Source organism: Microcoleus sp. S28C3 (assembly GCF_036700785.1).
GTDB lineage: Bacteria > Cyanobacteriota > Cyanobacteriia > Cyanobacteriales > Microcoleaceae > Microcoleus > Microcoleus asticus.
Window position 1 is genome coordinate 1 of record NZ_JAUBPO010000005.1, and the last position, 12,915, is coordinate 12,915.

The 12,915-nt window shown below is 46.4% G+C and carries 14 protein-coding genes; 6 read left to right on the plus strand and 8 right to left on the minus strand.

What is annotated here, in order from left to right:
• Positions 1 to 313 precede the first annotated feature (313 nt).
• Entirely contained in the window at positions 314 to 541 is a 228-nt protein-coding gene (locus tag QUA13_RS02780) for a hypothetical protein (RefSeq protein ID WP_333196448.1), read from the minus strand.
• 312 nt (positions 542 to 853) lie between these two features.
• Between QUA13_RS02780 and QUA13_RS02785 the strand changes: the two genes are divergently transcribed.
• From QUA13_RS02785 to QUA13_RS02805, 5 genes are all read left to right on the plus strand, one after another.
• Positions 854 to 1,006, plus strand: a complete 153-nt coding sequence (locus QUA13_RS02785) for a hypothetical protein (RefSeq protein WP_333196450.1) — start codon at positions 854 to 856, stop codon at positions 1,004 to 1,006.
• Positions 1,007 to 1,467: 461 nt separating this feature from the next.
• The gene (locus tag QUA13_RS02790) at positions 1,468 to 1,677 is read left to right on the plus strand and encodes a hypothetical protein (RefSeq protein WP_333196453.1); all 210 of its coding nucleotides are present in this window, start codon (positions 1,468 to 1,470) and stop codon (positions 1,675 to 1,677) included.
• Between the two features lie 261 nt (positions 1,678 to 1,938).
• Positions 1,939 to 2,289: a hypothetical protein gene (locus QUA13_RS02795; protein ID WP_333196454.1), complete on the plus strand. Its 351-nt coding sequence runs from the start codon at positions 1,939 to 1,941 to the stop codon at positions 2,287 to 2,289.
• A gap of 107 nt (positions 2,290 to 2,396) precedes the next feature.
• Positions 2,397 to 3,917: a stress-responsive protein Ycf46 gene (gene ycf46, locus QUA13_RS02800; RefSeq protein WP_172188738.1), complete on the plus strand. Its 1,521-nt coding sequence runs from the start codon at positions 2,397 to 2,399 to the stop codon at positions 3,915 to 3,917.
• A gap of 130 nt (positions 3,918 to 4,047) precedes the next feature.
• Positions 4,048 to 4,401 (plus strand): DUF1257 domain-containing protein, encoded by a 354-nt coding sequence (locus tag QUA13_RS02805; protein ID WP_006635781.1) that lies wholly within the window; start codon positions 4,048 to 4,050, stop codon positions 4,399 to 4,401.
• A gap of 159 nt (positions 4,402 to 4,560) precedes the next feature.
• Here the strand turns inward: QUA13_RS02805 and QUA13_RS02810 are convergent, their stop codons facing one another.
• From QUA13_RS02810 to QUA13_RS02835, 7 genes are all read right to left on the minus strand, one after another.
• A complete protein-coding gene (locus QUA13_RS02810) occupies positions 4,561 to 5,811 on the minus strand; it encodes a glycosyltransferase family 4 protein (RefSeq protein ID WP_333196456.1) in 1,251 nt (416 codons plus the stop codon).
• Positions 5,812 to 6,385: 574 nt separating this feature from the next.
• Positions 6,386 to 7,420: a glycosyltransferase gene (locus tag QUA13_RS02815; protein ID WP_333196583.1), complete on the minus strand. Its 1,035-nt coding sequence runs from the start codon at positions 7,418 to 7,420 to the stop codon at positions 6,386 to 6,388.
• A gap of 29 nt (positions 7,421 to 7,449) precedes the next feature.
• The gene (locus QUA13_RS02820) at positions 7,450 to 8,031 is read right to left on the minus strand and encodes a serine acetyltransferase (RefSeq protein WP_333190060.1); all 582 of its coding nucleotides are present in this window, start codon (positions 8,029 to 8,031) and stop codon (positions 7,450 to 7,452) included.
• 197 nt (positions 8,032 to 8,228) lie between these two features.
• Positions 8,229 to 9,239: a glycosyltransferase family 2 protein gene (locus QUA13_RS02825; RefSeq protein ID WP_333196457.1), complete on the minus strand. Its 1,011-nt coding sequence runs from the start codon at positions 9,237 to 9,239 to the stop codon at positions 8,229 to 8,231.
• A gap of 296 nt (positions 9,240 to 9,535) precedes the next feature.
• On the minus strand, positions 9,536 to 9,754 hold the full coding sequence (locus QUA13_RS32675) for a glycosyltransferase (RefSeq protein WP_445242672.1): 219 nt from the start codon (positions 9,752 to 9,754) through the stop codon (positions 9,536 to 9,538).
• Between the two features lie 147 nt (positions 9,755 to 9,901).
• Complete coding sequence (locus QUA13_RS02830; RefSeq protein WP_333196458.1) at positions 9,902 to 10,558, minus strand: hypothetical protein; 657 nt, start codon at positions 10,556 to 10,558, stop codon at positions 9,902 to 9,904.
• Positions 10,559 to 10,827: 269 nt separating this feature from the next.
• Positions 10,828 to 11,745 (minus strand): histone deacetylase, encoded by a 918-nt coding sequence (locus QUA13_RS02835; RefSeq protein WP_333196459.1) that lies wholly within the window; start codon positions 11,743 to 11,745, stop codon positions 10,828 to 10,830.
• A gap of 80 nt (positions 11,746 to 11,825) precedes the next feature.
• On the opposite strand from QUA13_RS02835, the gene QUA13_RS02840 reads away from it, so the two are divergent.
• Positions 11,826 to 12,335, plus strand: coding sequence for a hypothetical protein (locus QUA13_RS02840; RefSeq protein WP_333196461.1), 510 nt, complete (start codon positions 11,826 to 11,828; stop codon positions 12,333 to 12,335).
• The last annotated feature ends 580 nt before the right edge of the window (positions 12,336 to 12,915 follow it).

Consider the following 12,915-nt stretch of genomic DNA (forward strand, 5'->3'; position numbering starts at 1 on the left):
AGCAATGGTACTTTTAGGTTTGAGTCTCATACAGGGTAAACTCTAATTAAATGTTTTGTAGGTACTCAATAATAATCCTCCAATATACCATATTTTGTTAACATAAAGTTTAGATGCGTTCGCCCTGTTTTCCAGAACTCACATCGCAGGATTTGAACTCGCTCCGTGCCTTTGCCTGAAAGAAAGAGAGTTTTTTTTGACAGTAATGTTTAAGAGTTTTATCATTATTCCTATTGTCGCTCTACTAACGAAAAATCCAATTCTCCCATAAAGTAAATAACGGAGTTCTTCAAGAGTTGCATCATTATTTTCTTCAATCAATTGGGTACTCGATGAGTAGTTGCTCCGCATTTAGTTTGCCTTTGACTCCACATCGGTCTGTTCTCGGAGTAATATTTTTTGTTTCACGATATTGTTTAAGCAATTTTTGTACAAAGCTCAAGGCTACAGAAAAACGCTTAGCTATTGGTTTTTGTGAAATAGGTTCAGCATGATAAGTATCAAGGATTTTTTGCCTAAAATCAATCGAATAAGCTTGCATTTTTAACAATGTGTGAAGTTTGGTACAAGTAAACGTGTTGTGAGTCAACTTCTTCGTGCTGTCAAAAAATGCTCTTATGTGTGGTATCGCTTTCGCGTGGCTTTACTCAACCATGTAATTATAGTTCATTTGATCTTATCTTCTCTGTTTGACCCTCACGAGTGAGTGTCAGTAACATGATACCTCAACCTCATCTTTCTAAGAAAGGCTATATATATCTATTGTTCATATTTATAGAACCCATTTGAGATCTTTTGGGCGAGCGAGTAAAATTGACAAAAAGAGGTAAATTTAATCAGATTGGGGTTGAAAATGGGTTATTCCAGCGATGTCATGGACAAGGAGTGGGAAATTATTGAGCCATTACTGCCCCAGAAGAAGAAAACCAGACCTCCGGTGTGGACTTGCGCGGCAAATCCTTTTCGGGGATATTTTATCAACTCAAGAACGGTTGTAATTGTCTGACTTGCCCAGAGATCTACCACCATATTCTACTGTCTTCTGGCATTACCAAAATTGGTGTGAGGACGGTGTACTTGATCGGATCATGACGGAGTTACATAGTAAGGTGCGCGGAACTTGCTCAAAAAAACCGCAGTGGACAACCCTAATCATGATTGACTCACTCATGGGTTAAAAACACGCTTCTATGCTAGTGAGGAGTCTAAAGGGTTTTGTTTCTACAAATGCACGCTTTGGCATCAAAAGACATCTAGCTGTCGATATACTTGGCTTTCCCTTCTTTACTCACCCTCTCCAAAGCTAGCTTATCTGATGATCTGCAAGCTGATTGAAATGCTTGGACAAAACATCGATTACTTCAAATCTAAACCTGCCGAACTTCCCAAAACTACCATCTTGTTAGACAACGGGTACCACCCTGAGAAACGCAACTCTTGCCTTGGAGGAGATTTATCCGCTCGATTATGGCTAAGATTCAATTTGAACTCTGGGCTAAGCCATCAAAAGCCGAAAAGCACGCTAAAGGGCAATCTGGATTTGTGCCCTCGGCGGCTAGATGGGGGAAGAGAACGTTCAAACGCTTGGGTGGAAAGATGCAAAAGCTGGCGTCAAAAACTTTGATCGCACACTCGCTCGTTCAAATGCCAAACTCAAGCTTTGCTTTATCAGACTGATGCTTAAAAGACTAGCCACCACGTAAAAAGATCTCAAATGGGTTCTATAGTTGGTCGATCGTCCTTGACGCTACCCATACCTGCCGCTGCACCGATGCCTCATCAGCTACACTCCTCAGTTTTCCGTTGTTAACTGACCCAGAGTCACGTCAAATGTAACGAGATATTACAAGATGACGCTAAAGCAGCATAGAGGCTTGACAGCAAAGAAAGAAGCGGCTAATCTGATATACATACCCGGGTAAGTCAATTCACTGTCATATGCAAGAAAAGCAAAAAGTTACATTGTATCTTCCACCTGAACTGCATCGCCAGCTCAAAATCAGAGCCGCAGTCGAAACTGAACCGATGTCATCAATTGCAGAAAGGGCAATTGTCTTCTACCTAGGAAACCCCGAACTGGTTGACGAAGTGGAAGCCTCCTACGGACAAACCCATCGGGTATACAACTGTCCAGAATGCACGGGTTCAGTAGTAATGCGAGATGGAGAACTGGCATCCGTAACAAGTCAGCCGAGCCTATTGGCTGAGCAGGATCTTCCAGTAAAGCAGGTGTCGGGCGTCAGCGCCAGCACGGCTAAACCGGGAGAGGAAGAATTGGTTCCCTGCTAAGAATGCCTTGCTTCCCCAAAAAGCTAGAACTGAAATTTTCAGTGACAGAGCCAAGGGCAGCATTGAGATTCAGCAAAGATAGCACCGTCTCTAGTGGGTCGAGGACTATGCAAGAAGAGATCAGTATTCTAATCCAAGCTCAATATCCTCTGATCTACCTCGTGACATCCGAGGAAGAGCGGTGTGAGCAAGCAATTTCGACAATAGCTCAAGCCAAACCACAGCGACGAGTATTTATCTGGACTGTAACTCACGGCATTGTGGAGTACGGTCAACCCCGCACCACCACCCAGCACAACACCGTCTCGCCAGAGGCAGCAATTGAATGGGTGATCAGGCAGCGAGAACCCAACAGTAACGCTAGCATCTACATTTTCAAAGATCTCCATCCTTTTATAGATTCTCCTCCGGTAACGAGGTGGTTGCGCGATGCGATCGCCAACTTCAAAGGAACGCAAAAGACAATTATACTGATGTCTCCTTTGCAGCAAATTCCGATCGAGCTAGAAAAGGAAGTAGTGGTATTAGACTTCGCGCTCCCAGACATGAAGGAACTCAACCAAGTATTGTCTGGTCAGTTGGAGCAAACGAAATCGCGACGCATTACTACAGAAGCGCGAGAAAAACTTTTAAAAGCAGCCTTGGGATTGACCAAGGACGAAGCTGAAAAGGTTTATCGCAAAGCCCAAGTTTCTACTGGGCGCCTAACAGAAGAAGAAGTAGACATCGTTCTGTCGGAGAAAAAGCAATTAATTCGCCGCAACGGCATTCTAGAGTTCATTGAAGAAGACGAAACCCTGGATGCAGTCGGAGGTTTAGAAGAGCTAAAAAGGTGGCTCAGGCAGCGTTCCAACGCTTTTACAGAAAGGGCGAGAGAATACGGTCTGCCTCAACCAAAAGGGATGTTAATTCTCGGCGTACCGGGATGCGGAAAATCGCTGATTGCCAAGACAACCTCCCGCCTCTGGGGACTGCCCCTGCTGAGGCTAGATATGGGTAGAGTCTACGACGGCTCGATGGTGGGTCGATCGGAAGCCAACCTCCGCAACGCCCTGAAAACCGCAGAATCCATCTCTCCAGCCATCCTCTTCATTGACGAACTAGACAAAGCCTTTGCAGGAGGCACTGGTTCGGCCGACTCAGACGGAGGCACCTCCAGCCGGATTTTCGGTTCCTTCCTCACTTGGATGCAAGAAAAGACTTCGCCAGTCTTCGTAATGGCAACAGCCAACCGAATCGAGCGGTTGCCGGGAGAATTCTTGAGGAAAGGCCGGTTCGACGAACTCTTCTTTGTTGACCTGCCTACCAAAGAAGAACGCCAAGATATATTTAAGATTCACCTGTCAAAGCGGCGTCGGGAAATTACTCGCTTCGATTTAGAGCAACTTTCCAACGTTTCCGACGGCTTTTCAGGTGCAGAGATTGAGCAAGCGCTAGTAGCAGCAATGTACGAAGCCTTCGCTCAAGATCGAGAGTTTACGCAGCTAGACATCATCGCGGCCATTAAATCCACAATGCCACTGTCTAAAACAATGACCGAACAGGTCACCGCCCTGCGAGATTGGGCTAGACAGCGTGCACGGCCCGCTGCGTCTTCCGTCGCTGAATACCAGCGAATGGAATTCTAAAAGCTTTCTCCTGGTCCAAACAGGAGCAAAGGCTAGCAACAGCTAGCAGTTCGATTGAAGAGCCGCCCAGCGGCACCGTTAAATCCAGACCGTTGTTGTTTCTCTCTCAGTTTTATTAGGAGGAAATCCAATGTCTCACTTTAGCACTCTGCGTACCAAAATCACCGATGCCGAAATCCTGAAAGCTTCCCTGCGCGACTTGGGCATTTCAGTCAAGTCAGAAGCTGATGTTCGTGGCTATAATGGTCAGCGCGTTCGCTCCGACATCGTGGCGATTCTGGAAGGCGAATATGACCTGGGTTGGTCTCGCAATAGCGATGGTTCCTTTGACCTGATTGCTGACCTCTGGGGCGTCGCCAAAAAGCACAATCAAACTGAGTTAATCAACTCCATCAACCAGAAGTACGCAGTTAACAAGACCTTGGCAGCAGTCAAGCAGCGCGGTTTGCAAAACGCCAACGTCAAGCTGGTAGTGCAAAATTAATCGCTCTGCGCGTTCCCAAGCTCGCGGGTTAACCAAACGGGTTAACCCGTTTTTAGCTAGCTAGGAAGTAGAGTGGGGTTTTTGGGCCGCCACATACTTTTTTAGCACCCCCAAGCAGCAGCTCTCAACGTCAGAGCTGCTGCTTTAATGGTCGGCTACCTAATGCTTCGGGCAAGGGTCGATCGTTTGTTGATAAATTTCAAGTATTCGATCGACTTTCCGTTCCCAATCAAAATGCTGCCGGACGCGCTCCCGTCCCGCACAAGCCATACTCTGTCGCAATTCGGGTGAATGAGCGAGCTTCAGCATCGCATCTGCCAGTCCCTTGACAAAGCCTTCTTTAGAAGCTGGTTCTACTAAAATACCGCAAGTGGAATCCATATAATCCGCTGGGCCGCCCCAGTTCGTCGCTATGACCGGCAGCCCCACGGCCATTGCTTCCAAAACCACGGCTCCCCCCGGCTCTCGCAAACTCGGCATCACCATTGCATCAGCTTGTTGCAGTTTGATAGCGCACTGTTCCTGAGACAGCCAGCCACTAAATATGACGTTATCATCGATCGTCAAACGAGCTGTTTGAGCTTCTAGTTCCTCTCGCATCTTCCCATCACCGATGATTTCCAAAACTGCATTGGTTTGAGCAACAACGGGTGCAAAGGCTTCTAGCAGTAAGTCTACACCCTTCCAGTCTACCAGCCTCCCCAAGAACACAAAATGAACTTGCGGGTTGGGTTCCTTATATACGGTAGATTCCGATCGCCACACCGAGAAATCTACACCGTTTTCCACAAGTTCAATAATTTTACCCTGCACCCCAGCCGGAAGTGCCTGCTTCGTGCGATCGTTTGCCACTAAGACCGTTTCCGCTTTGATTTTACCAGGAAAAAGACGATTGAAGAAATCGACGCACTGGTAACCGATCGCGATTAAAAGATCGATGATCGGATTTTGGCGCGATCGAAAAGCCAGAGGAAATTTAACCGACGTGTTCATCGGCCCGATAACTACTGGCACTCCCAATCCGAACATCAACGAAGGAACTGTTGCCGAGACTGGTGTCGGTTCGTGTACAACATCAATCTGGTGTTCGCTCACCAGCCGCCGGACAATGCGACGCTGTAGGACTTGGGTGTAGAGGTGACTGAGCAGCCCAAAAGTAAATTCATTTACTCTTGCAGGGATAAATAGCCCGCAATTGTTAAGCAGCCGGTGCAGCCAAGTGTCGGGTACAAAGTGCATTCGATCGCGGGCTTCTGGAAACAGCGCTGTGAGTTCTGCCTGGGTGCGGGCGTGGACTACTAACCAGATCTCTTTTTGGCGCGATCGAAGTATCCTGAAGTAGTTCAGCGGCAGCAATGCCTCGCCGCCGAATTGAGTTGAGGCATTTTGACCAACAATTACAATTCGCATAAGTGGTTTTGAACCCAACTGCATTCATAGACAATTTAAACTAAAAACCTGCTTTTTCGCCAATCATTGATTGAATTTTGCATAAATAAACTGGATAGCTTAAAACCTGAGCTAAAAAGCCATTACTTGTGCCTTTAATTACCAGTAGCATTTCCAGTAAGTAAAGTATTTATTTTGTTCGCTTTGAACTCTACAAATAACGTTTTTGTGTTCTTTTAACTTTGACAGGGCGTTTTATTTTTTTCCTGGGTAACAAGAGTTGCATCTACGAGTTTCCTAATTGCTTGGAAAAATTTGTAACATACTAAAAGTACAGATGCCGCCTCGGGGTTGCACTGCTCTATAATTAATAAAACTTTTAATTGTGGGTTGTTTATTCGTTGGAAGCCTTTGTTTATAAATCGATATTTGTAAGTTGAGTTTTGCAGAAATTACTCGATCGGCTGCGTTTTTTTTGAGGTGCGGGCGTCGGCTGTAGAGGTTGGGGAGAAAACCCGCCTCTACACCAACACCGGATTCGGGAGTACAGGGGAGAAGTTGCAAAAAAAAACAAGTTAAGTTGAGAATTGCTAACCTACTTAGTAGACTTAGCACTAATTCTAACTTGCTCAATTGATGGGTTTGATGTCTTGTATTCGATCAAGTTGCTGCGCTGTCCGAGCAAGCGGCGCTGGTGAAACTGAATCTGACCCTGCAACTGGGGAAATCTCCCGATCGCGCAAGATATAGCATAAAGCGCAGCATCCTTGGCTGGCAAATTCCGTTGCTGCATCTGGCGGTAAATTCGGTAAGTAAGTACCGGGTAGCCGGCCAGCAACCACAGGCTCCACCCGTGGGTGAACCAGGCTGTACCCAATGCTAGCGCTGGCAAAACGAATCCCCAGAACCAGATGCGGAGCGTGTCTTTGACCCAGTGGCGTTCGGGGGTGTTGCCGTGCAGCCAGGAACCTTCGGCGTAGGCGTGACCGGCTCTTTGAGAGCGCTTCCACCACTGGTCAAAACGAGTCATTTGGGCGTCGTGCAGGGTCATTTCTGCATCTAAGCGCTCAATTTTCCAACCGTTTTGGCGCAGCCGCACGCAGAGTTCCGGTTCTTCGCCGGCAATGAGGGCGGGGTTGAAACCGCCGACTTGCTCGAATGCTTTGACTCGCATCATGGAGTCGCCTCCGCAAGCTTTGGCTTCGCCGACAGGCGTGTCCCACTCGATGTCGCACAGTCGGTTGTATGGTGTGGCGTTGGGAAATCTTTCGCGTCTGCGCCCGCACACTACGGCTACGTCGGGTTTGGCGGCGAGTTCTTCCTGGGTTCGATCGAGCCAGCCGTCAACTATTTCGCAGTCGCCGTCTACAAATTGGACAAATTCAATGTCGGGAGCTAATTGTAGCAAGCGGGCAAAGCCTTCATTTCTGGCGCGTGCTGCGGTAAAAGGTGTAGATAGGTCGAGTTCTACTGTATCCGCTCCGATCGATCCGGCTAATTCCAAGCTACCGTCTGTTGAGCCAGAATCGACATAAACCACCAGAGCTACTTGGACTCTCGCTGATTGCAAACACGCTCGGAGGCGATCGCCTTCATTGCGTCCGATCGCCACCAATCCAACTTTGTGCAATTGAGACATAATCAATGCTATCTAATAATTTAAGTATTTTTGTCGGGAATTTTTTTCGTTGCAATCATCTTCGCCGGAATGCCAACGGCAGTTTGACCGGCAGGAATGTCTGATAAAACTACGGCGTTTGCTCCGATATTTACGTCGTCTCCCAGGTTTACTTTTCCGAGGATTTTTGCACCAGCGCCGACGTTAACCCGATCGCCCAATTGAGGAGATTCTAGCGGCTTGTCCAAGTAGCGATTTCCCAGGGTTACGCCTTGGCGGATAATGCAGTCATCGCCGATCGTGCAATATCCGTGAATAATAATAGCGCCTTGATGTTCGATCACCACGCGGCGACCGAGCTTTACAGTGTAAGGCAAATCTATGCCGTAGGTGTTGCGAACTTTTCGGTATAGCGATCGGTAAAGAATGCTCAAAGGAGCGCGAAGTAATTTCGGTTCAACTTGCATTCTCCAAGCACCAAAGCGCTGAACAGCTACGGCCCTAAATCCCGGCTTCGTCCAATCGCGACCGTGAGCGATCCAATCTTCTTGAATCTGTTGCCACAATCCTAGTGCAGGAGCTTCTACTTGATTTTCACTTATTAAGTCCGTCTGCGTTACCATAAGCTTTTCTCAACACTCTGTCTGGTGGTTTTAGCTGTTTCTTGCTCCCGACAATAATCGGCTGTTTTTGAGATTTTCAATGTCGGATGCACGAGTTTATTTTATGAGGAATACCAAGCTTTTTGCTCTCTCAGGGAATGATTTACTGGCCATATTTAACACGGTCGATCGAGCTGAGACTTGTTTGCAAAAATCCTTTAAAAAATTTTCGATTCTTCTATCGAACCTCCTTTGAAAAATACACTATTGAGCAAGAAATCCTGGAGGTAGTTTGGCGGGTCGTTGTCTGGCTTGTTTTGTACGGCGCGGCGCACCCGGAACGCAGCAAAACCCGAAGCCCAGCAGATATCAGTTAAGGCGGCGTAGAGAAAGCCATAGTTTTTGATAAAGTAGCGCCGCCGGGAATCAAACCAATACTGGGGCATTCGCTTGCGGGCGGCTTTGGTGTCGGTGACGCCCGAGCTTTGACCGACTAAGTGGACAACGCGACTTTCAGGTACATACCAGCAACTCCAGCCAGCTTTGTTTGCTTGCAGGCAAAAGTCCATTTCTTCGCAGTACATGAAATAAGCTTCATCCATCAAGCCAACCTGTTCAAATACTTCGCGGCGGACGATCATGCTGGCTCCAGCCACCCAATCAGTTTGGCAGATTTCTTGAGAAATCGGAGGGACGGCGACCCTGTTTTTCAATAACTTCGACACAGGGCCAAGACGCCAGCCGAAATCGAGTTCGGTCAAAATGTTGTGAAACCGAAAAGCTGACTCTTGGGGGGTGCCGTCGGGGTTCTCTAAGCGGCTGCCGGCGATTCCTGCTTCGGGATGAGTATCCATGAAATCGACGAGAGCTTTCAATGCGCCGGGGCGAACTACAGTGTCTGGGTTGAGCAGCAGGAAGTAAGGGGGGGGATTGGCCGATTGCAGTACGGGACGGATCAAGGCATTGTTGCCGAAGGCGAAGCCGCCGTTGCGGTCTAGGGGCACGAAGGATGCCCATTCGCTCCAGCCTTCTGCGGCGATGGCTGCGGCAATTTCTGCGACTGAGGTATCGCCTGAAGCGTTGTCGGCAATTGCAACGCGGGTATTTGGGAGCGATCTAATTTCGTCTACTAGAGAGTGCAAGCAGTCGATTGTCAGGCGGGGCGTCCTGTAATTAACAATGACTACGAGTAAGGAGTACGGCTGACTAGACGCACTTGCATTCGACATAAGGGCAATACTCTTTATGAACTTTTTTAGCTCAGCTTGTGGTTTTTGACAAGTCTAGGGCGATCGCTATTTTTATCTCCGCCTCCTACTTTAGCACCAGTCAAGGGACGTGCAGTAGATTTTGCAGTGGGGCATCAAAATTTTCGGCACGGACTGGAACACCCTGCCACCAACCGAACCCTCAACAAGATACAAAAACTAAAATTGAAAGTTGCACTCCCTAAAATCACGAGCTAAATTCAAACTTTGGATGACTGCAACATCCTCAATAAAAGCTGCTACCGCGAACGGTGCATTTATTGGTGCGTCATGCTGTGAGCCTGCTGGAGAGATGCCTTGCCCATACTTTGAAGCTGAGGCAAGTTTTGCCCCGACCATTCGATCGAATCTGCTAAGGCTACAGGGTCGTTAGAATTAACAATTACACCAGTTTTATGGTTGTGGATGCAGTCGCGCAGTCCGTCTGTGTTACTTGCGAGTATCGGTAATGCTTGGGAATAAGCATCGTAAACAATCCGGGGCTGCTCCTATGAAAGACTGGGAACTACAATAGCATGATATTCTTGCAGCAACCGAAAGAATTATTTGCCGTAAGCAACCGTTCCCAAAATTTGGATTTTTAACCGATTTTTGCAGTTGATTGCTAAGTCTTTTGCATTCGCTCAACACTTTGCCATTGCCGAGTATATCGAGATTGACAAAAATATTTTTTTGTCAAAAATTTTCATTTCTTCTAATATAACTAACACGCTTTTACTGGACTCCACTCGACCAACCAATAGAAGTTTCTGTTTTTGGGTTGAGGGGGATAGCTTTTTGTGCCATATTTCCTCTGCATCGGCTTTAGAAATGATATTTTCTTCATCTATCCAAGAAGCATGGATGACGTGACCTCGTTCTTGTCGCTTTGTCAGTAAACTCTGCTGGTATTGCGATTGTGTGAAGATTGTCAGGTTAGCATTATTTACGCACCAGCGATTCACTATTTCCGATACGTAAGCGATGATTCTGTCTTTAATTTTTATGGTTTTGCCTGGTTCCAGACGCCACGGTGCGGACTGGACTGCGAGTACGTAGAATTTTCCCTGAATCAGGGCTATTGGTGTCACTAACCACCCCATAGGAATGGGCCAGCCTGCTACGCAACTATGTACAATATCTGCTTTAACGTTAGAAAACGATGGTTCGCGGGTGACGACAATTGCATTTCCTGGGGATGTTTCTTGTTGGCAGGGAGTTGCTAAGGTGAAGTCTTTAAGATACCTGAAGTGTTCCGTTAGGTCTTTTTTTTGCCCACAGCGGATCGAGATACCTGTCACCTTTTTTATCGCAGGTGGAGCTGGCGTTAATGACCATCAAATAACGCTTGGTAATAGGTTCTAGAAACTCTAAATTCTGTGTTTTTCCTAGTCTTAGTTGTTTGAATTAACTTGCATACGTGACATCCTATTTATTGATTAAACGCTAGTCTATAATGAACTATAAATTGTCTGGCTCCAAAATTTGTGCGATCGCTCGCGCTGTCTGCCGTTCATTTATGTGGTATTAACTAAATTTATCTAGATTTTTGTCGCATAATTTACAAATCTTAAAGTTTATATTGCCTGTAGGCTTGACTTGCGGCTCGGTGCAGCAGCGAATGTCGGTAAACTAACCCATTCATGTCGTCGGAATAGCCACCGCCAATCACGCAGGCAACGGGATAGCCGCCAGCCAAACACGCAGTCAAAACTTGCATTTCCCGGCGAAATAAGCCCGTATCAGTTAAAGCTAATTTTCCCAGTTTGTCGCAGTGATGAGGGTCTACTCCGGCATCGTACAAAACTAAATCTGGCTTGACATTTGAAAGCAAATCTGGTAAGAATTTATCCAATGTTTGTAAATATTCGTCGTCCTCCATACCGACAGGCAAAGATACATCTAAATCGCCTTTTTGTTTAGTGCCGGGAAAATTTACCTCGCAGTGCATCGAGAAAGTAAAAACGCTGCTGTCATCTTGGAAAATTACAGCGGTTCCATCTCCTTGATGCACGTCTAAATCGACAATTAAAACTTTGCGAACTAAACCCAATTGTTGGAGGACGCGGGAGGCGATCGCCAAATCATTAAAAATACAAAAACCAGATCCAAAAGCAGGAAAGGCATGATGAGTTCCCCCCGCCGTATTGCAAGCCAAACCGCATTTTAAAGCGAGCTGGGCAGTTAGTACCGTTCCTGCAATCGCAGTGCAAGTGCGGTTAGCAAGAGCCAGACTCCAAGGCAGACCAATTCGCCGCTGAGCTTTGTCGTCTAGCGTCCCGTTGCAGTAAGCTTGAACGTAGCGGTGGTCGTGGACTAATTCAATCCATTCTTGAGGCGGAAGTTCGGGAGCGTGAAATTGCGATTTATCTGCTACCCCGTCCGCGAGCAGCATATGGTAAAGTATCCGAAACTTTGCCATCGGGAAGCGGTGATCCGGTGGCAGGGGTGCCACGTAATTTTCGTGGTAAATAATTGGTAAGTCCATTAAGATTATTGTAGAACGAATGAATCTCCAATGGAAAGCCTGCAATCTCAAATTTAAATTTTTAGGAGAACCTGTATTATATGCAACCATTAAAAACAGTCTGGCAGTCCGGCAGCACCGACCCCGAAAATGCTGACAATCTCGATAATATCAGTCAGTGGTGGGGAAACCTCAACGGCAAAGAAATTAGCTGGGTACAGCGACTGATTCCGCAAATCGGCGGTCTGAGCGAAATTCACTGGCATCCTCAGCGTTTTGACGAAACATTTGTGATAGTCAATCCCGAAATTCGCGAGGAAACTCTCTATTGGTACAAAGCCGATTTTCCTATCCAACGTAACAACACAGTTCACAAACTAGAACTAGACAACCTGCAACAGCAATTGTACATTTATCCTCAATTGGAATCCGAATTGGTAATTCGCATAGGATTTCCAGAAGTTAAATATCAAACACTTGAATTAAATAATCCCGAAATCGCCTTGAGCGAAGATAATATTCTACTGCTGTGGGAGGCCGATCAAGAACTGGAAATTAAAATCTTGCTCACCAATGAAAATATTGCAAAACTTAAGGAATTGCTTGCCTAGAAAAGACATAGAAAAGAATTTATACGGCAGCCTTTGCATGCGGGTTGACGGATCTATAGTCTTAGTTACCTATAAATATCTTAAGACTTATGGGCGGATGCGTCGAAACCGTTTTTTTTCACAGAAATACTTCGTTGCAGCCCGGGGCAAGAGTAAAAAACCCGGTTTCTTCGCCTCGGGGTGCGTCCAGGTGTGTATCTTTGCTAAAACTATTTGAAGGTGGCAGAAAAATGTCAAGAAGCTTGCGTTATGCTCCTGGGAATTTTAATGCTAAAGTCAAGCAAAAAACTGTTGCGGGCGCATCAACGGGGTTTTATGCACAAAAATACTTCGCCGCAGCCCTTGAACAGAGTTAAAAAATCCGGTTTCTTTGGTCGGGAGTGCCTCAGTCATGACTTTTTTTCGGCATAGTTAATTCTTGCAGCGAATGATGAGGTTTATTTTTGCAATAAAAGATGACCAAAATGCGGTTAATTTGAGTTGCGAACTTAAGACAAGCAGGCAAAAAGTTGGACGCAGAGAAAATTCGTTAGTCGATGGGCTAATATCTAAAATTAATCCTATGTTTGCGAAAATTAAC